Raw genomic sequence first — 19,377 nt, 5'->3', positions numbered from 1 at the left:
CGGGGAGGTCAGCTCAGCGGGTCCTGCGGGTCGCGGTACATCGGACCGCGGCCCGACAGGACCTCCCCGTACGCCTGCATCAGATCCGGCAGCCGCAGCGTGGCCAGATCGTCACGGGTCGGGATGCCCGTCCACCCCGACAGCCGCAGATCCCGGTAGGCGCAGCTCTTCTCGTACAGCGTGCGCAGGAAGCGGCCGTTGCCCAGCTCGTCGATCCAGCCCTGGTCCACCACATGGCCGCTGATGCTGCGCAGCTCCTCCACGGCCTCCTCGTCCCACAGATCGCCGTTCTCCGCGGCCAGCACCTCGCCGATACGGGTCAGCTCCAGCGGGCGGTAGCTGGGGAAGTCCACCCGGGTGGTGAAGCGTGAGCCGAGGCCGGGGTTGGCGGCCAGCAGCCGGTCCATGCCCTCCGGATAGCCCGCCAGGATCACCACCAGCCGGTCGCGGTTGTCCTCGGCGCGCTTGAGCAGAACCTGAAGGGCCTCATCGCCGTACGCGTCGCCCTTGCTGTAACCGGAGTTGGACAGGCTGTACGCCTCGTCCACGAACAGCACCCCGCCCAGCGCCGAGTCGATCAGCTCATTGGCCTTCACCGCCGTCTGGCCCAGGTACTCGCCGACCAGATCGGCGCGCCCGGCCTCCACCAGATGGTCCCCGCCGAGCAGCCCGAGCGCGTAGAAGACCCGGCCGAGGATGCGGGCCACGGTCGTCTTACCGGTGCCGGAGGGGCCGGAGAAGACAAAATGCCGCTTGGGCGGCTGGACCGGCAGACCCTGACCGGCACGCAGCCGTGCCATATGGAGCTGTGCGGACAGCGCCCGCACCTGCCGCTTGACCGGCTCCAGCCCGACCATGCGCTCCAGCTCCTGCAACGCGCTCTCCAGCAGCGCCGGATCGGAGGGCCCGGGCTGCGCGGGCGCCCCGGACCGCTCGCGGGTGCCGCCGGAGCCCACCACGGCGGAGCCGAGAAGCGCCGCACCGCCGGGGCCGGGGCCCGCCTCCCCGCCCGTCCGCAGCTCGCGGCCGTCGCCCGGGTCGGCGGCGGGCAGCGGATCGGGGTCGGTGGCCGTGCCGTCGCGGACATCGCCCGCGTCCTGGCCGCCGACTCCGGCCAGCGAGACGGCCGCCAGGTCCGCGGGCTCGTCCAGCCCGTCGGACTCGGCTATCGCAGCCAGCCGCGCCGACGTGTCCATGAAGGTGGGGTCGATCCGGTGCACCGCGCGGTACAGGGGGAGCGCGGCGGCGCTGCGCCCGGTGCCCTCATGGGCGCGGGCGAGCCAGTAGCGCAGCTCCTTGCGCTGGGGCTGTTCACTGCGGCAGCGCATCAGGGCGGCGGCGAGCAGCGGTTCGGCCTGGCCGAACATCTCCAGCCGGACCCGGGCCATCCCGCCGAACAGCCCCGCCTCGATACCGAGGAGCGGATCGTCCAGCAGCGGTTCGGTGTGGCGCACCAACTGCTCCCAGTCCTTGACCAGGTAGGCGCGGCAGGCGTGCAGAAAGCGGGCCTGGGGGTCCGCCTCCACCGGGGGGCAGCCGGCCAGCGCCCGGTCCAGCTCGGGGACATGGCGGCCGTCCAGCCAGTGGGAGGCGTGGGCCAGCAGCAGATCGCGGCTGGTCTCGAGCACCGGCTGAACCCACCAGCCCAGCCAGTACCAGGAGTTGAGGGTGCGGCGGTGGCGGGCGCGCTGCTCCCCGAAGCGGTCGCGGTGGCGGTACATCCGCAGCAGCGCGGTGGCGGTGTCGGCGCGCAGGGCGTGCAGACCGAGCCAGGCGTCGGCCATCCCGGGGTCCTGCCGGACGGCGATCCGGAACTCCTCCTCGGCCTGGGCGTAAGCGCCCATCGTGTAGGCGTCGACGGCCCGCAGCCAGGCGAGGTCGGCCGGGGCGTGCGATCCTTGCGTGCCGAAATCCATCACGTCCCCCACAACCCCTGCCCCCGTGGATGCCGCAGGGGCGACTGCCCCTTGGGCATCGTACCTGCGCAGGCCGCACCGGCCGAGGGTGCCGCACTGTTGTTCGTCGCAATCGCACAATGCCGAGCGGGTGTGCGCGGGGGGCGTATAGGGGGCGCGAACGGGCAGGTCGGGCCGGGCGGTCCATGGTCACCGAGGGTGAGATGGACGATGCGCACGGCGCCGGGAAACCGGGCCCAGACAGGACGAAGCCCCCGATCACGGGGGAACAACCGGGGGCTTCGCGTTGTGGGGCGACTCGTACGAGTCGCACATTGAGAACGTAAGACCTGTATGGCCCCCAGGTCAAGCCGAGTTGGGGCACGCGTCGCACCTCGGGCGCCCGGGTGCGGACTGGTCGGCAAGGCTAGCTCACGCTGTGTGAGGTGGGGAGTCGTTTCGGTCGACCTCCGCCGGTCCCGGCAGTAACACGTACCCCTTCTTTCCCTCCGTCACCAGGGTGTGGGCATAGGGACGCGAGGGGTCGGCGGCGAAGTGCAGCCGCTCGGCATTTCGCCACCCGTCCCAGAATGCGGACAGTTCCGGTCCGTCGCGGAGCTCGCCCCGCCGCCACGAGACATGGCCGGGAAGATCCATCCACAACAGCCGGGCCAGATAAGGGCGTACGGCGCGACGGCCGCAGCCCACCCCCTCCAGCAGCACGACCGGCGCCGGGTCCAGCCGCCGCTCCTTTGTCGCGAAGCGGCGCGCCACCCAGTCGTACGGGGCGTACCGGGCGGCGGTGCCACGGGCGAGCGGATCGAGCACCTGGCGGCGCAGCCGCTCCGGCCAGCCGAAGAGCTCGTCATGGGTGGCGAGGTCGTCGGTGTGCAGCACCGGGACGCCCCCCAGCGCCGCCCCCAGCCGCTCCGCGAAGGTGGTCTTCCCCGACCCGGCGTGGCCGTCCACGGCGACGATCCGCACCGCGCCGCAGGAGGGCGGCAGGGCGCGCAGCCGCCGGGCCAGCGCGCCGAGCGCGGCGGTGGTGCCGGGGGTGCCGGTGGGGTCGTCCGTACCGGGTGTGCCGGTCGGTTCGGATGAGTCCATCGCCGCCAGCCTACGGCTCCCGCCACCCCGTTCACTCCACTGGTCCATACCCATATTGATGTGCGGACGGCGGGGGAATCACTGGTCCGAGACCATCCGCAGCGGCCATAGTGGGGCGACGTCACGCACCCGCCGCCCCACGGGGCGACTGGCCGACTGGACGACGACTGGGGGAACCCCGTATGAGCAGATCCGGATCCACACCCCGCCGTTCCGTACTCACCGCCGCGCTCGGTGTCGCGGGCGCGGCCGCCATCTCCACCACCGCCGCCTCGGCCGCCGGGGCCGCCCGCCCGGCCGGGGCGCGGCGGCCGGAGCCGGGCAGGGCCGCCGTGCCCAAGGGCCACAAGGCCGCGAAGGTCGCCGAGTACCACGGCTGGAGCAGCGGCGCCGACTGGAAGGCCGGGACCGCCAAGGGCGTCCGCGTCCAGTCCAAGACCCGCCCCGGCATCGTGATCGCCACCCCCGCGGGCAGCACGGACTACACCGATCCGCACACCGGCACCAAGGCCACCTGGGAGTACGCCACCTGGACCTCCCCGGTGCGCGAGCTCTCCGTCCCCGCGACCGAGGCCATCGTCTCCTGGAACGCCCGCACCCCGGCCGGCACCTGGATCCAGGCCGAGCTGAAGGGCACCTACTCCGACTCCACCAGCACGCCCTGGTACGTGATGGGCCGCTGGGCCTCCGACGACGGCCCCTCCTCCATCCGGCGCACCTCGGTGGACGACCAGAGCGACAACAAGAGCTCGGTATGGACCGACACCCTCTCCGTCGACGACCCGGCGAGCGGGCTGCGGCTGGTCTCCTACCGGATCCGGCTCACCCTCCACCGCAAGCCCGGCACCACGCTCACCCCCACCGTGTGGCGGGTCGGCGCGATGGGCTCGGACGTCCCCGACCGCTTCGAGGTGCCCGCCTCCGAGCCGGGCCTGAGCGGTGGGCACGAGCTCACCGTGCCGAGCTATTCGCAGGAGATCCACAAGGGTCAGTACCCCGAGTACGACAACGGCGGCGAGGCATGGTGCAGCCCCACCTCCTCGCAGATGATCATCGAGTACTGGGGCCGCGAGCCCACCGCCGAGGACCTGGCCTGGGTCAACCCCGACTACGCCGACCCGCAGGTCTGCCACGCCGCCCGTGCCACCTTCGACTACCAGTACGACGGCTGTGGCAACTGGCCCTTCAACGCCGCCTACGCCGCCACCTACCGCGACCTCCAGGGAGTCGTCACCCGGCTCGGTTCGCTCACCGACGCCGAGAAACTGGTCGGCGCCGGGATTCCGCTGATCACCTCGCAGTCCTTCCTCAAGACCGAGCTGGACGGGGCGGGCTACGGCACCGCGGGCCATCTGATGACCGTCGTCGGCTTCACCGCCGACGGTGATGTCATCGCCAATGACCCGGCCTCATCGGGCAACGACGCCGTCCGCCACATCTACAAGCGGCGCCAGTGGGAGAACATCTGGCTGCGCACCAAGCGGTACAACACCGACGGCAAGGTGGTCTCCGGCACCGGCGGTGTCTGCTACCTCTACTTCCCGGCCAAGCCCACCGCCGCCCAGTCCCGGGTGCTGAAGGAACTCGGCATCCGGTAGCGGCGCGCCACCGGCCGACCACGCCGCCAGTGGTTCCACCGGTGGCGCCCGGGGTGCCGGCGGCGGAGGGGGCCGAGGTGCGGTACGCGATGATGTGAAGTGTTCAACGACCGTGCACACCACCCGAGATGGGGGACGAGGGGCACACTTCGCCCCGGGTCGGGGCGGATTGGCGGCCGGTGTGCTCAGCATCACCGTCGCCGTTCCGGACGGCCGAAAACCGTTTGGAACGGCCCCATCGGCCCCACCGGCCGCCGTGGCCCCGGACGTCTCGGCATACGCCCCGTGAGCACTCCGGCAGCCGCCCCCGCGGGACCGCCGATTGCCGCGTCGTCCTGCGGCGGGGCCGCATTTCGAGGGGTTCACGATGGCGCGATCCGGACGTTGGCAGATGCCTCTGACAGGTGCCCGTCTTCGCCCGGCTTCTCCCTCCTCCCCGATCGGATGCGGACCGTCGATTTCCGTTTTTCCGCTCCCCGCCGGGCGGTTGATCAGTAATCTCGCCCCAGCAGCGGGTTGCCCTGCCGCTCTTCGTCGTGCTCCACTTCCCCGAGGACGCGGACGACCCGAGGGCGGCCCCGGAAGCCGGAAGAGGGCGAAGGAAGTGCAGGACGTGGACTGGCGGCCGGAGGGAATGAACGCCGCGGGCAAGGACGGAACGGTCCGTACGGGCCATTCCGCGGAGCATGCGATATGACGTCGGAGCCGGGCGGACCGAGACGTGACGGCGGCGCCGGAGAAGCCGCCGGGGACACCGTCGGGGCCCGTACCGAGGACACCGAGCACACCGCCCGCGACACCGCCGCCCCGGAGCACACCGGGCTGAAGCGGTTCGCGGCCCTCTGGAGCCGCGCCGTCCACCCGGTCGCGGCCACCTCCCTGTCCCCCGAGGAGCTCGCGGACCGTCTGCTCCCGCTGGCCCGCCAGCTGGCCGACGCACTGCACGCCCGCCCCTTCGACACCACGGTGGCCTACGAGGTCGGGGCCGCACTGGTCGACGCCCAGTGCACCGAACCCGAGGCGCTGCCCGCCGTACTGGGCGCCGTCGACGCCCATCTGGTCGACCACTGCCCGCCGGACGAGGCGGAGGAACGGGACGACGCCGAGACACGCGCCCGCTGCGCCCGCTTGCAGCACGCGCTGGCCGCCGGGTTCGTCCGTGAGCTGCGCGCCCGCGAGCGCGCCGCCCAACAGGCCATCTCCCGGGCCGCGCTGGCCGCCCGTACCGAGGCCGAGAAGGCGCTGCACGCCAGCGAGGCCAAGTTCCGGGCGGTGTTCGAGGGCGCCGTCATCGGCGTCGGCATCGCCGCGCTCGACGGCGAGATCCTCGTCGTCAACGACCCCATGGCCGCCATGTTCGGCGGCCGCGACTTCTTCCGGCCCGGCCGCAACGTCAACGAGTTCGTCCACCCCGACGACGCGCCGGGCGCCCATGAGCTCTACCGCCAGCTGGTGCACGGCGAGCGCGACCACTTCCGTATCGAGAAGCCGCACTACCGCGACGACGGCAGCGTGCTGTGGACCAATCTGACGGTCACCCTGCTCCGCGACTCCACCGGCGCCCCGCAGTACCAGCTCACCCTCGCCGAGGACATCACCGAGCACCGCGAACTCCAGGAGCGGCTGCGCTACGAGGCCACCCATGACGAGCTGACCGGACTGCCCAACCGCACCCTCTTCCTCGAACGCCTCGACCAGGTGCTCGCGGCCGACGCGGACGCGGAGCGGTTCGGCGTCTGCTACCTGGACCTCGACGGCTTCAAGGCCGTCAACGACAGCCTCGGCCACGCCGCCGGGGACCGGATGCTCATGGCCGTCGCCGAACGGCTGCATGCCTGTCTCACCTCACCCGACGAACTCATCGCCCGGGTCGGCGGCGATGAGTTCATGGCCCTGGTCACCGGCCCTTCGGCGCAGACCGACGGCACCGCGCTGGCCCGCCGGATGCTCGCCGCGCTGGCCGAACCGGTCCGCGTCGAGGGCCGCGAGCTCCAGGTGCGGGGCAGCATCGGCGTCGTCGACGGACGGGCTGGGGAGATCGGCCGCGCCGAGGTGCTGCGCAGCGCCGACATCACCATGTACCGGGCCAAGGCCGCGGGCGGCAACCGCTACGAACTCGCCGACGCCGACTCCAACGCCCGTGTGATCGCCCGGCACAGCCTCACCAACGGTCTGCCCTCCGCCCTGGAGAAGGGCGAGTTCTTCATCGAGTACCAGCCCCTGGTACGGCTCACCGACGGCACCGTGCGCGGCGCCGAGGCGCTGGTCCGCTGGCTGCACCCGGTGCACGGGGTGCTCGGCCCCGACCAGTTCATCCCGCTCGCCGAGGACACCGGTCTGATCGTTCCGCTCGGCCGCTGGGTGCTGGAGCAGGCCGCCCGGCAGGCCCGGAAGTGGCGGGACGGCGCCGAGGGCGACGGTGACCCGCTGCGCGTCAACGTCAACCTCTCGCCCTGCCAGCTCAGCCACCCCACCCTGGTCTCCGACACGGTGGCGGTGCTGGAGAACGCCGGGCTCTGCCCGAGCACCCTGTGCCTGGAGGTCACCGAGAACGACCTCATCGGCGCCGACGAGGACGCCCTGCGGCCGCTGCGCCAACTCGCCGACCTGGGCGTGGACATCGCCCTCGACGACTTCGGCACCGGCTACTCCAACCTCTCGTATCTGCGCCGACTGCCGGTCAGCCAGCTGAAACTGGACCGGTCCTTCACCCGCGGAATGCAGCGCGCCCCGGCCGATCCGGTGGACGTCAAGATCGTCGAGGGGATCGTCTCGCTCGCCCACACCCTCGATCTCGCGGTGACCGTGGAGGGCGTGGAGACCGCGGTACAGGCCGAGCATCTGCGGATGCTGGGCTGCGACACCGCGCAGGGCTGGTACTACGCCCGCCCCGGCCCGCCCGAGCGGCTGCACACCCTGGCGCTGGCCGACGCCAGTTGACCGGCGCCGCCCGCTAACCGATGTCCCGTCCGGTGTCCCCTCCGGTGTCCAGCAGCCGTGAGCGGATGAGGAACCGGACGCCCTCCGGTGCCTCCAGCGAGAAACCGCTGCCCCGTCCCGGCACCACATCCACCGTCAGATGGGTGTGCCGCCACCGCTCGAACTGCGAGACCGACATCCAGAACCCCACCGGCCGCTCCACCCCCTCCACCACCAGCTCGCCGAGCAGCACATCGGAGCCACCGGTACGGAACTCGCCCAGCGGATAGCACATCGGCGCACTGCCGTCGCAGCAGCCGCCCGACTGATGGAACATCAGCGGCCCGTGGACCGCGCTCAGTCGGCGGATGAGATCGGCGGCGGCCGGGGTCAACGCGATCCGCGACACCTCGGACATCCTGCGGCTCCTCTCCGCACCGTGATCCCACGGTATGAGAAATAGTGTGCCAAGCGCCGATGAGGGGGTGCGCGGACCGCGCCCGACCGGCTGTCCGGGCAGGCGCCTTCCGCTCACGCGCCCCCTCATTGCGTGTCTAGAAGAAGCCGAGCTTCTTCGGCGAGTAGGACACCAGCAGGTTCTTGGTCTGCTGGTAGTGGTCCAGCATCATCTTGTGGGTCTCGCGGCCGATGCCGGACTGTTTGTAGCCGCCGAAGGCGGCGTGGGCCGGGTAGGCGTGGTAGCAGTTGGTCCAGACGCGGCCCGCCTGGATGGCGCGTCCGGCGCGGTAGGCGGTGGAGCCGTCACGGGTCCAGACGCCCGCGCCGAGACCGTAGAGGGTGTCGTTGGCGATCTCGATCGCGTCGCCGAAGTCGGCGAACTGGGCGACCGCCACCACCGGGCCGAAGATCTCCTCCTGGAAGACCCGCATATGGTTGGCGCCTTCGAAGATCGTGGGCCGTACGTAGTAGCCACCCTCCAGCTCACCGCCGAGCTCCGCCCGGGTGCCGCCGGTGAGGATGCGGGCGCCTTCCTGTTTGCCGATGTCCAGGTACGAGAGGATCTTCTCGAGCTGGTCGTTGGAGGCCTGGGCGCCGATCATGGTGTCGGTGTCCAGCGGGTGCCCCTGCACGATCTTCTCGGTGCGGGCCACGGCCGCGTCCATGAACTCCTGGTAGTGGCCGCTCTGCACCAGCGCCCGGGAGGGACAGGTGCACACCTCGCCCTGGTTGAGGGCGAACATGGTGAACCCCTCCAGCGCCTTGTCCCGGAAGTCGTCGTCGGCCGCCCAGACGTCGTCGAAGAAGATGTTCGGGCTCTTGCCGCCCAGTTCCAGCGTGACCGGCTTCAGGTTCTCGCTGGCGTACTGCATGATCAGGCGGCCGGTGGTGGTCTCACCGGTGAAGGCCACCTTCGCCACCCGCGGACTGGACGCCAGTGGCTTTCCGGCCTCCACGCCGAAGCCGTTGACGATGTTGACCACACCCGGCGGCAGCAGATCGGCGATCAGGCTCATCCACAGGTGGATCGAGGCGGGTGTCTGCTCGGCGGGCTTGATGACCACCGTATTGCCCGCGGCCAGCGCCGGGGCCAGCTTCCAGGTGGCCATCAGAAGGGGGAAGTTCCACGGAATGATCTGCGCGACCACCCCCAGCGGCTCATGGAAGTGGTACGCCACCGTGTCGTCGTCGATCTCGGAGAGACTGCCCTCCTGGGCCCGGATCGCCCCCGCGAAATAGCGGAAGTGGTCGATGGCCAGCGGGATGTCGGCGGCCAGTGTCTCGCGCACCGGCTTGCCGTTCTCCCAGCTCTCGGCGACCGCCAGCGCCTCCAGATGCTGTTCCATCCGGTCGGCAATCTTCAGCAGGACCGACGACCGGTCCCCGGGCGCGGTACGGGCCCAGGCGGGGGCGGCCGCGTGCGCGGCGTCCAGGGCCCGCTCGACGTCCTCGGCGGTGCCCCGGGCGATCTCGGTGAAGGTCCTGCCGTTGACCGGACTCGGGTTCTCGAAGTACTGCCCCTGGGCGGGCGGTACATACGCGCCGCCGATCCAGTGGTCGTAGCGCGGCTGATAACTGACGACCGAACCCTCGGAGCCCGGGGTTGCGTAGCGCGTCATGGGGCGGCCCTCCCGTGGGTGTTCCTCTGCTCGGCCGCTCGCCCCGGGAACCACCGCTCCTCGGCGGCGCTCCTCGTGGCTGCGGCATCCTCGTCGAAGACGGAACGAGGCTAGGCACCGGGACGTTGCGCCGACGTTGCGCCGCTACGGATGGTTTCGGCCAGGGGCGCGCGACGGGCTCGGGCTCCCCGGGAGGCGGGCCTCGGGCTCCCTGGGGGCGGGCGGTTCACACCAGCCCGTACACCTCGCGCAGCCGCCGTGCCCGCGCCGCCGGCACCGCCCGGCCCGGTGCACCCTCCGGTACCGCCGCCACCAGCGCCTCCGCCACCTCGAGGTCGTCCTCGCCCCACGGCGTCTGCGCCCACCGGCGCAGCAGCTCCGGATCGCCGTGGGACAGCACGGCGCGCCGCAGCCCGTCCTCCAGGACATGGCGCATCCGGCACACCCCCGGTGCCTCCGACTGCGGCAGCAGCGGCCCGGGATACGCGCCGAGCGCCGCCCGCGCGTCACCCGCAGCCAGTGCGTCGGCCGCCACCGCCACATCGGTGCGCACCGGCGCGCACAGCCGGTACGGACGCGAGCCCAGCAGCGGTCCGACCAGACGCCGCAGCCGGGACAGCTCGGCGCGCAGCGTCACCGGGGACTGGCGGTCGGCGCGCTGGCCGTACAGCTCCAGCGCCAGCCGGTCGCCACCGAGCCCTTCGGGGTGGCCGGCGAGCAGCACCATGATCTCGCTGTGCCGCCGCCCCAGCCGCAGCCGGTGGCCGTCGGTCACCAGCAGCGCCTCGTCCCGGCCCAGCGCCGAGAGGCTGACCAGGGGGCCGCGCGGCCGGGGCGCGGTGGCGGCGAGCTGTGCCTCGGCGGCGCGCGCGGTCGCCTGCACCAGGGCCAGGCTGTGCGGGGCGGCCAGATGGTCGCCGCCGGTGATGTCCACCGCGCCCAGCAGCCGCCCGGTGTGCGGATCGTGGACCGGGGCGGCGGCACAGGTCCACGGCTGCACGGTGCGGTTGAAGTGCTCGGTGGCGAAGATCTGCACCGCGTGGTCGACGCTGAGGGCCGTGCCGGGCGCGTTGGTGCCCGCGTGGCGCTCGTCCCAGCGCGCCCCGGCCACGAAGTTCATCCGCTCGGCCCGGTCCCGTACGCCGGTGTGTCCTTCCACCCACAGCATCCGCCCCTGCTCGTCGCAGACCGCCATCAGATGGGCCCCGTCGTAGGCGATCGTGCCCAGCAGCTCCCGGAACAGCGGCATCACCCGCGCCAGCGGATGGTCGGCCCGGTACGCCTCCAGCGTGTCGTCCGCCATCTCGATCGGCGCCACGCACTCCTGTGCCACCCGGGCGTCGGCCGAACGCCGCCATGAGTCCGCCACCACCGGGCGGACCGCCGGGTCCAGCGCCCCTTCCGCCAGGAACTCCTCATGGGCGCGGCGCACGGCGCGGGTGCGCTCCGCCGGGTTCGTACCGGGTGCCATCGCCAGCCAGGGATTGACCACGGGGGCCTCGCTCAGCAGTGCGGACGGGTGGGTCGGGGGAGGGGCTCAGATGCGGAGGGACGGGGCGGGGGCGACGCCGGGTGGCGAGGCGTAGCCGCAGGAGTGACAGATCTTCCACCCGTCCTGGTTGACCGCGAGATGGCCACCGCAGTTCGGGCACTGCTCGGAACTCATGATCGATCCTTCGGTTCATACGCGGGCGGTGGGCCGCCCGCGTTCAGATTTCCTTGTGAGGCGGCTGCCCCGCAATAGTCAGAACAAGTCGCGTTCAGGTACGGCGTGACGCCTCTCCGCGTTCACGGGGTGGTGCGGTGGTGGTGCGGTGTGTCGATGCGCCCCCGGCGTCGGCGCGGAAGCCTCGAATGGGACGATGAGGGCGTCATGGAAGCGGGGCGTGGGCTGAGGGCGTTGCGGGCAACGGTGTTCGCGGCGGTCTGTGTGCTGCTCGCCGCGCTCGGCCACGCGGTGATGTCCGGTGTCGGCGTGCCGTGGTGGGCCGTGGCGGCGGCCGTGCTGGTCACGGGTGGTGCCGCGTGGGCCGTGGCGGGCCGGGAGCGGGGGCCGCTGCTGGTCACCGCCGCGACCGTCGGGGCGCAGTCGGCGTTGCACGCGGGGTTCACGCTCGCGCAGGAGCTGGCGGGCGGGGCGGCGGGTGCGAGGGGCGAGGCGGGACACGCCCACCACGCCGCGCGGATGGCGCATGCGCACATCCACGCCCATGACTCCATGGACACGATGTCCACGCACCCCATGCCGATGGACTCCCTGGCCTCGCACGGGGCCATGGCCCATGGCGCGATGGGCCACGGCGCGCTCGGCATGTGGTCGGCCCATGTCCTCGCCGCCCTGGTGTGCGGGATGTGGCTCTCGGGTGGTGAACAGGCCGCGTTCCGGCTGTTCCGGCTGGTCCGCACCCGGGCCACGCGCCTCTTCGCACCCCTGCTGGCCCTGCTGCTGGGTGCCGCGCCGCCGCCCGGCCCGGCGCTTCCGCGCGCCGCGCGCGAGGGCACCGCGCAGCGGCTGCGCCGACTGCTGCTCGTCCATGTCATCGCCACCCGTGGTCCGCCGGTGCGGTCCGCCGTCGTCCACGCCCGCTGACGGGCCTCCCGCGACGGCACGCGCACGAACCACGTCACCGGATGACCGGCCGCTCGGCGGGTTGTCCGGATTCCAGGAAGGACCGCAGGCGATGACCCCTGCCCACAGCTGTCCGGCCGTGCCACGACGGCATCCGGCCCCGGCCACTGCTCCATCCGCCCCGGGCGTCCCGGGGAGCTCATTCCCCGTCGAGGCCCGTCTCGTCCAGGCGTGCCGCCAACTCCCGCAGTTCCCGGGCCCGTTCACCCCAGCGTCGGCACTCCGGGCATATCCGCAGATGGGCCTCGAGCGCCGCCGCCGACACCTCCGGCGGGAGCGCCTCGCCGTCGACATGTGTGGAAAGGGCGATACGGAACTCTGCGCAGCTCACTCCCTCATCGTCCCCGACGGTGTCCGTCGCGCGACCGGAGGTGTCCGTGCCGGAACGTGATGACGAGGCCGTGACGGCCTGGGCGCTCGCCGCGCGGGGTGGCGACCCCGAGGCCGTGGACCGCTTCATCCGCGCCACCCAGCGCGATGTGTGGCGCTATGTGTCGCGGCTGAGCGATCCGCAGTCGGCCGACGATCTCGTCCAGGAGACGTATCTGCGTGCGCTGCGCGGGCTGCCGCGCTTCGAGGCCCGGTCCTCCGCGCGCACCTGGCTGCTGTCGATCGCCCGCCGTGCGGTCGTCGACCGGCTGCGCCGCAACGCGGCCCGACCACGGCTGTCGGACACCGACGACTGGCAGGCGGCCGCCGAACGCACCCAGGGCCGGGGCCTGCCGGTCGTCGGCTTCGACGAGGGCGTGGCGCTGACGCAACTGCTGGCGCTGCTGCCGTACGAGCGGCGCGAGGCGTTCGTACTGACCCAGATGCTGGGTCTGCCGTACGCCGAGGCGGCCGTCGTCGCGGGCTGCCCGGTGGGCACGGTCCGCTCTCGGGTGGCCCGTGCCCGCGAGGCCCTGATCGGCCAACTCACAGCGCCGGACCACCCCACCGAACCCGCCCTGGCGGCCACCGGCTAGCGGCCGACCGGCCGGTCACACCCCCGTGGGGTGACCGGCCGGGGCCACGCGGTCAGCCCATGCGGCCGGGGACCGGTGAGGGTGAAAGTGGTTCGGGACCGGCCCGCTCAGTCGGTCGCGGCGGTGCCCGGTCGGATGGTCACTGCCGTGACCTGGATCGGGCCGCTTTCGCGGAGGTGGAGAACGAACGGCACCCGGTCGCCGGTGCGCAGCCGTCGCGGGGCGGGCTGGAGCATCACATCCAGTGTCCCGGCCGACATCCGGAGGGTGCCGCGGGCGGGGACGCGGGCCGAGGGCACCATCCGCATCGAGCCCGCGCCACGCCGTACGATCCGGCGGCTGAGCATCGCGCGGTCGGCCAACGGCGTGGTGACGCGCAGGAGTTCGTCCTCGCCACCACCCGCGTTGCGGAGGTCGAAGAAGGCGGCGGTGGCTTCGGGGTTCGAGGGCAGCAGTACACGGGCGCGGGTGACCTCGACGTCGGCGGGGGAGCCCGCGGCACCGGACGCGGTCCAGGCCGCGAGCCCGGCGAGGGTGAGCGCACAGGCGATGACGGGCGCGAGCGCGGCGCGCAGCAGGGAGGTGGTCACCGGCGGGACCTCCCCTGCGCACCGTGCGCCCCGGACGGCTGCCAGCCGCGCAGCCGCAGGCTGTTGCCGACCACGACGACCGAGCTGACGGACATCGCGGCGGCGGCCACCATCGGACTGAGCCGTCCGACGGCCGCGAGTGGCAGGGTGACGAGGTTGTAGCCGAAGGCCCACAGCAGATTGGCCCGGATGGTGCCCAGGGTGCGCCGGGCCAGTCGTACCGCGTCGGCGAGGGCGTGGAAGTCCTCGCGCATCAGTGTCACATCGGCGGCGCCGATCGCCGCGTCGGTGCCGCCGCCCATGGCGATGCCGAGGTCGGCGTGGGCGAGGGCGGCGGCGTCGTTCACACCGTCGCCGACGAACGCGACCCGGTGTCCGCGCTCCCGCAACCCCTTCACCAGCTCGGCCTTGCCCTCGGGCGTCATCCGGGCGTGTACCTCGTCGATGCCGAGTTGTCCGGCGGCGGAGTGCGCCGCCGCCGGTCCGTCGCCGGTGGCGAGTACGGGCCGCAGTCCCAGCCGTTTGAGGTGGTCGACCGCGCGGTAGCCCCCGGAGCGGACGCCGTCACCGAGCGCGAAGACCGCCTCGGCGCGCCCGTCGACCCGCAGTACCACGGCGGTGCGGCCGTCCCGTTCGGCGGCCCGCACGGCGTCGTGGAGTCCGGGCGGAAGGGTGTCTTCGTCCGGGCGGGTCACCTCCACCCGGTGGCCCGCCACGTCCCCCGCCACGCCCAGCCCCGCCGTGGCCGCGAAGTCCGTCACGGCGGGCAGTGCGATGCCCGGCGGGAGGGCGGCGCGCGCGTACCCGGCGAGGGCGCGGCCCACGGGGTGTTCGGAGCCGTGTTCCACGGCGCCTGCCAGCCGGATCGCCTCGTCCCGGCCGAGGCCGTCCGGGCGGGTCGTCACCGTGGCCACTTCCATCACGCCGTGGGTCAGCGTGCCCGTCTTGTCGAGGACCACGGTGTCCACCCGCCGCAGCCGTTCCAGCGCGCGCGGACCGCTGACCAGGATGCCCAGTTGGGCGCCGCGGCCGGTGGCGGCGAGCAGGGCGGTGGGGGTGGCCAGGCCCAGTGCGCAGGGGCAGGCCACGACCAGGACGGCCACCCCGGCCGTGACGGCCGCCTCGGGGGCGGCGCCCGCGCCCAGCCAGAAGCCGAGCACACTGACGGCGACCGCGAGCACGGCCGGTACGAAGACGGCGGCGATGGCGTCCGCCAGCCGCTGCGCACGTGCCTTGCCGGACTGGGCGTCGGCCACCAGGCGGGCGACGCGGGCCAGTTGGGTGTCGGCGCCGACCGCCGTGGCCCGTACCTCGAGCAGCCCGCCGGAGTTCACCCCGCCACCCACGACCGGCGAGCCCGGGGCCACCTCGACCGGTGCGCTCTCGCCCGTCACCAGCGACAGATCGAGGGCGGAACCGCCCGCCGTCACCACACCGTCGGTGGCCACCCGCTCCCCGGGACGCACCACGAACCGGTCGCCGACGCGCAACTCACCGATGGAGACCCGGCGTTCGGGCGTCTTCCCGTCCGCCGCGAGGACGACGTCCTTGACGGTCAGCGAGGCCAGGGCGCGCAGCGCGGAGCCGGTGCCGCGCCGGGCGCGCGCCTCGAGCAGCCGTCCGGTGAGGACGAACAGCGGGACACCGACGGCCGCTTCCAGGTAGATGTGCGGTGTGCCGCCGGGAGCGCTCGGCAGCAGTGAGAACGGCATCCGCATCGACGGATCCCCGGCGCCGCCGAGGAACAGGGCGTACGCGGACCAGGAGAACGAGGCGAGGACGCCCAGCGAGACCAGGGTGTCCATCGTCGCCGCGGCGTGCCGCAGCCCGCGCAGCGCGCGGGTGTGGAACGGCCAGGAGCTCCACACCACCACCGGGGCGGTCAGGACGAAGCACAGCCACTGCCAGTCGCGGAACTGGAGGGCCGGGGCCATGGAGAGCACCAGCACCGGTACCGCGAGCAGTGCGGTGACCCGTACGCGGTGCCGGTCGGCCGCCTCGTCCGTGACCGGCGACGCCTCCGGTGACGCCTCGGCTGACGGGTCGTCCCGGTCGCGCCGCCCGGGTGGTGCCGCGGGTGGCACCACCCGGGCGGTGAACCCCGCGCCCTCGACGGCCGCCACCAGTTCGGCCGTCGGCACGGTGACCGGATGGGTCACCCGGGCCCGCCCGGTGGCCAGGTTGACGCTCGCCTCGACGCCTTCGGCGGCCCTGCCGAGCCGCTTCTCGACCCGGCGCACACAGGCCGCACAGGTCATGCCACCGACCACCAACTCGGTGGTGAGGATGGCAGATCGGGTGTCCGTGGGCGCACTCATCGGGCGCCGCCCATACCGTGCATCCCGCCCATGCCACCGCCGTCGTCGCCACTACCGCCGCTGCCGCCACCGCCGTCGTGCCCCGTACCGCCGCTGTCGCGTATTCCGGGGGCGACGGGACCCATCGTCGCCCCGACGGCGTAGGCCGCGCCGAACATCGCGGCGAGCAGCAGGGCGAAGGCGGTCAGGAGCACGGCGGGGCGGTGCTGACGTGGGGTCATCGCCGCATCGTGGCACGGCCCGGGCCGCCCGGCCGCCCCGCGGGCCCGGCTCCGGTGGGTGACATTCCTCCCGCTCGCTCCGGGGAACCGGAGCGCCCCCGTGGACGACGTGGCGCGGCGCACGGGCGGGGAGCCGCGCTCCGGCTCCCCGCCCTGGGGGTGGTGCGATGGGGTCAGCTGATGGACTTGATCAGCTCACCGTTGGTGGTGTCGCCACTGAGCTCCCAGAAGAAGGTGCCGCCCAGTCCCTGCTGTTGCTTGTAGTTCATCTTTCCGGCGATGGTGGCGGGGGTGTCGTAGCTCCACCACTGGCTGCCGCAGTGGGCGTAGGCCGTGCCGGCGACGGTGCCGGTGGCCGGGCATGAGTTCTTGAGCACCTTGTAGTCCTCGATGCCCGCCTCGTACGTACCGGGGGCGGCGCCGGTCGCCGTACCGCCGGGGGCGCTCTGGGTGACGCCGGTCCAGCCGCGGCCGTAGAAGCCGATGCCCAGCAGCAGTTTCGAGGCCGGGATGCCGAGTCCCTTGAGTTTCTGGACGGTGGCGTCGGTGTTGAAGCCCTGCTGCGGGATGCCGCTGTAGGAGGTGAGCGGGGAGTGCGGGGCGGTCGGCCCCTGGGCCGCCCAGGCACCGAAGAAGTCGTACGTCATCGGGTTGTACCAGTCGACGTACTGTGCGGCGCCCGCGTAGTCGGCGGCGTCGATCTTGCCGCCGGAGGAGGCATCGGCGGTGATGGCCGCGGTCACCAGGTTGTTCTGCCCGAACTTGGCGCGCAGCGCGGACATCAGCTTGGGGAAGGCGTCCTTGCCGCTGCTGTCACAGGTGTTGCCGCAGGCGTTGGGATACTCCCAGTCGATGTCGATACCGTCGAAGACATCGGCCCAGCGCGGGTCCTCGACCAGGTCGTAGCAGGACTGGGCGAAGGCGGCGGGGTTCTTCGCGGCCTCGCCGAACCCGGCGGACCAGGTCCAGCCGCCGAAGGACCACAGCACCTTGAGTTCCGGGTGCAGCTTCTTGAGCTTGCGGAGCTGGTTGAAGTTGCCGCGCAGCGCGCCCGCGTCCCAGGTGTCGGCCTTGCCGTCGACGCTGGTCGCCGCGTCATAGGCCTTGTCGTAGTCGGCATAGGCATCGCCGATGGCGCATTTGCCGCCCGTGACGTTGCCGAAGGCGTAGTTGATGTGCGTCAGCTTGGACGCCGAGCCCGACGTCTCGATGTTCTTCACATGGTAGTTGCGCTGGTATATGCCCCATTCGGTGAAGTAGCCGACGACCTTGTTCCCGGCGGCCTGGTTTCCGGTGGCGTGGTGTGCGTTGGTGTGGTTTTCGGTGGTCCGGCGTTCACCGGCCACGGCCGATCCCGCGAGCAGGGTGGCGGCCAACACCGCCGTACAGAGCGCCGCGAGAGCGGCGAGCAGTCCGCGTGGTCTGAGCATGGAATCTCCTCGGTGGGGGGTGAGGGGAGAGTGAAGTGCCCGACGACCTGCCCAAATCTTGACATGCACGCGCAGGACGCGGTGCTGAAACGGTAGAAGGACTAGACCAGTAGGGTCAATGGTCTGGGCCAATGCTCTTTCGGCGTCGCACACGGCCCGTACGCGGACCGTCCGACATGCCGTCCCGCGCGCTGTCCGAGAAGCTGTCCGAGAAGGTGGTTGAAGATCGATCGACCGGTGACGGAGCGCTGCCTATCGGGCATACTCCAACCGCCGCGGTGCAGGTCATCACCCGCTCGAGACCCGACGGGAACCGGCCGGCCAGCGGTGACCCACGGCGGCGCCGCCACACCCTCGGCCGCCCGCCGCCGCGCCCGACAGGGAGAGGAGAGCGCCGCCATGACCGACCACGGCCCGCAGCCGGTGGAACGCGAACTGCCCACCGAGGAGGCCCGCGATCTGATCGCGCTCGTACGTGAGCTGATCGACCGCGAGATCCGGCCCCATGCCGCCGAGGAGGAGGCGGCCGGCCGCTTCCCCCGCGAGCTGTTCGCCCTGCTCTCCGAGTCCGGGCTGCTGGGGCTGGTCTATCCCGAGGAGTTCGGCGGCGGCGACCAGCCGTACGAGGTCTATCTCCAGGTGCTCGAGGAGCTGGCCGCGGCCCGGCTCACCGTGGGCCTCGGCGTCAGCGTGCACACCCTGGCCTGCCACGCGCTCGCCCGATTCGGCAGCAAGCGGCAGCTGGCCGAGCATCTGCCCGCGATGCTGGGCGGCGGACTGCTCGGCGCGTACTGCCTGTCCGAGCCCTCCTCCGGCTCCGACGCCGCCGCGCTGACCACCCGTGCCACCCGCGACGGCGGCACCTGGACGCTGGAGGGCACCAAGGCGTGGATCACCCACGGCGGTGTGGCCGATTTCTATACGGTGCTCGCCCGCACCGGCCCCGAGCGCACCCGCGGCATCAGCGCGTTCCTCGTCCCCGGGGACACCCCCGGGCTCAGCGCCGCCGCGCCCGAGCACAAGATGGGCATGAACGGTTCGCCCACCGCACAGGTCCACTTCGACGGCGTCCGGGTGCCCGACGCACGGCGCATCGGTGACGAGGGCCAGGGCTTCGCCATCGCCCTCTCCGCCCTCGACGCGGGGCGGCTGGGCATCGCGGCCTGCGCCATCGGCGTCGCCCAGGCAGCCCTGGACGAGGCGCTCGGCTACGCCGCGCAACGCCGCCAGTTCGACCGGCCGATAGCCGACTTCCAGGGGCTGCGCTTCATGCTGGCGGACATGGCGACCCAGATCGAGGCCGGGCGCGCGCTCTATCTGACCGCCGCCCGGCTGCGGGACGCGGGCCGCCCGTTCTCCAAGCAGGCGGCCATGGCCAAGCTGTTCTGCACCGACACCGCGATGCGCGTCACCACCGACGCGGTCCAACTGCTCGGCGGCTACGGCTACACGGTGGACTTCCCCGTGGAGCGGTTCATGCGCGAGGCCAAGGTGCTCCAGATCGTGGAGGGCACCAATCAGATCCAACGGGTCGTCATCGCCCGTGCCCTGGCGGGTCCGGAGAGCCGCTGACCCGGTCGGGGCCGCGCTCTCGCGGGTCGGGCACGCTCTCGCGGCTCGGGGGCGC

At 72.5% G+C, this 19,377-nt stretch carries 16 protein-coding genes; 5 read left to right on the top strand and 11 right to left on the bottom strand.

All coding sequences use genetic code 11. From position 1 onward, the window contains the following. Positions 1-8: 8 nt before the first annotated feature. Positions 9-1,916 (bottom strand): AAA family ATPase, encoded by a 1,908-nt coding sequence (locus tag AB0C66_RS30435; protein ID WP_362445703.1) that lies wholly within the window; start codon positions 1,914-1,916, stop codon positions 9-11. A 411-nt stretch (positions 1,917-2,327) separates the two neighbouring features. Then, entirely contained in the window at positions 2,328-3,002 is a 675-nt protein-coding gene (locus AB0C66_RS30430) for a hypothetical protein (protein WP_362445700.1), read from the bottom strand. Between the two features lie 182 nt (positions 3,003-3,184). Here AB0C66_RS30430 and AB0C66_RS30425 point away from each other — a divergent pair, with 182 nt between their 5' ends. After that, a complete protein-coding gene (locus tag AB0C66_RS30425) occupies positions 3,185-4,600 on the top strand; it encodes a peptidase C39 family protein (protein WP_362445697.1) in 1,416 nt (471 codons plus the stop codon). A gap of 693 nt (positions 4,601-5,293) precedes the next feature. Next, entirely contained in the window at positions 5,294-7,540 is a 2,247-nt protein-coding gene (locus AB0C66_RS30420; protein ID WP_362445694.1) for an EAL domain-containing protein, read from the top strand. 13 nt (positions 7,541-7,553) lie between these two features. Here the strand turns inward: AB0C66_RS30420 and AB0C66_RS30415 are convergent, their stop codons facing one another. The 4 genes from AB0C66_RS30415 to AB0C66_RS30400 form a co-directional block, all read right to left on the bottom strand. Continuing rightward, positions 7,554-7,937 carry a DUF779 domain-containing protein gene (locus AB0C66_RS30415; protein ID WP_362445691.1) on the bottom strand — a complete coding sequence of 128 codons (384 nt, stop codon included), beginning with the start codon at positions 7,935-7,937 and terminating at the stop codon, positions 7,554-7,556. Positions 7,938-8,073: 136 nt separating this feature from the next. Further along, positions 8,074-9,597: an aldehyde dehydrogenase family protein gene (locus AB0C66_RS30410; RefSeq protein WP_362445689.1), complete on the bottom strand. Its 1,524-nt coding sequence runs from the start codon at positions 9,595-9,597 to the stop codon at positions 8,074-8,076. A 226-nt stretch (positions 9,598-9,823) separates the two neighbouring features. Then, on the bottom strand, positions 9,824-11,089 hold the full coding sequence (locus AB0C66_RS30405) for a GAF domain-containing protein (protein WP_362445686.1): 1,266 nt from the start codon (positions 11,087-11,089) through the stop codon (positions 9,824-9,826). Positions 11,090-11,134: 45 nt separating this feature from the next. Beyond that, positions 11,135-11,263, bottom strand: coding sequence for a hypothetical protein (locus tag AB0C66_RS30400; protein ID WP_362445683.1), 129 nt, complete (start codon positions 11,261-11,263; stop codon positions 11,135-11,137). A gap of 207 nt (positions 11,264-11,470) precedes the next feature. Here AB0C66_RS30400 and AB0C66_RS30395 point away from each other — a divergent pair, with 207 nt between their 5' ends. Beyond that, complete coding sequence (locus tag AB0C66_RS30395; RefSeq protein WP_362445681.1) at positions 11,471-12,187, top strand: hypothetical protein; 717 nt, start codon at positions 11,471-11,473, stop codon at positions 12,185-12,187. A 178-nt stretch (positions 12,188-12,365) separates the two neighbouring features. Here the strand turns inward: AB0C66_RS30395 and AB0C66_RS30390 are convergent, their stop codons facing one another. Beyond that, positions 12,366-12,557, bottom strand: coding sequence for a zf-HC2 domain-containing protein (locus AB0C66_RS30390; protein WP_362445679.1), 192 nt, complete (start codon positions 12,555-12,557; stop codon positions 12,366-12,368). 46 nt (positions 12,558-12,603) lie between these two features. Here AB0C66_RS30390 and AB0C66_RS30385 point away from each other — a divergent pair, with 46 nt between their 5' ends. Next, a complete protein-coding gene (locus AB0C66_RS30385) occupies positions 12,604-13,191 on the top strand; it encodes a sigma-70 family RNA polymerase sigma factor (protein ID WP_362445676.1) in 588 nt (195 codons plus the stop codon). 107 nt (positions 13,192-13,298) lie between these two features. On the opposite strand, the gene AB0C66_RS30380 is transcribed toward AB0C66_RS30385, so the two are convergent. The 4 genes from AB0C66_RS30380 to AB0C66_RS30365 form a co-directional block, all read right to left on the bottom strand. Continuing rightward, positions 13,299-13,781 (bottom strand): copper chaperone PCu(A)C, encoded by a 483-nt coding sequence (locus AB0C66_RS30380; RefSeq protein ID WP_362445673.1) that lies wholly within the window; start codon positions 13,779-13,781, stop codon positions 13,299-13,301. Beyond that, positions 13,778-16,099 (bottom strand): heavy metal translocating P-type ATPase, encoded by a 2,322-nt coding sequence (locus tag AB0C66_RS30375; protein WP_362445670.1) that lies wholly within the window; start codon positions 16,097-16,099, stop codon positions 13,778-13,780. Before AB0C66_RS30375 ends, AB0C66_RS30380 begins: the two co-directional genes overlap by 4 nt. Beyond that, positions 16,096-16,320, bottom strand: coding sequence for a hypothetical protein (locus AB0C66_RS30370; RefSeq protein WP_362445667.1), 225 nt, complete (start codon positions 16,318-16,320; stop codon positions 16,096-16,098). Before AB0C66_RS30370 ends, AB0C66_RS30375 begins: the two co-directional genes overlap by 4 nt. Before the next feature lie 173 nt (positions 16,321-16,493). After that, positions 16,494-17,750 carry a glycoside hydrolase family 18 protein gene (locus AB0C66_RS30365; RefSeq protein WP_362445664.1) on the bottom strand — a complete coding sequence of 419 codons (1,257 nt, stop codon included), beginning with the start codon at positions 17,748-17,750 and terminating at the stop codon, positions 16,494-16,496. Between the two features lie 399 nt (positions 17,751-18,149). Between AB0C66_RS30365 and AB0C66_RS30360 the strand changes: the two genes are divergently transcribed. Further along, complete coding sequence (locus AB0C66_RS30360) at positions 18,150-19,322, top strand: acyl-CoA dehydrogenase family protein (protein ID WP_362445661.1); 1,173 nt, start codon at positions 18,150-18,152, stop codon at positions 19,320-19,322. Positions 19,323-19,377 lie beyond the last annotated feature (55 nt).

It is taken from the genome of Streptomyces sp. NPDC048636 (assembly GCF_040650655.1).
In the GTDB taxonomy this organism is placed as follows: Bacteria; Actinomycetota; Actinomycetes; order Streptomycetales; family Streptomycetaceae; genus Streptomyces.
The sequence above is the reverse complement of the archived record's forward strand: the minus strand, read 5'-3'. Positions and strand labels throughout refer to the sequence as shown.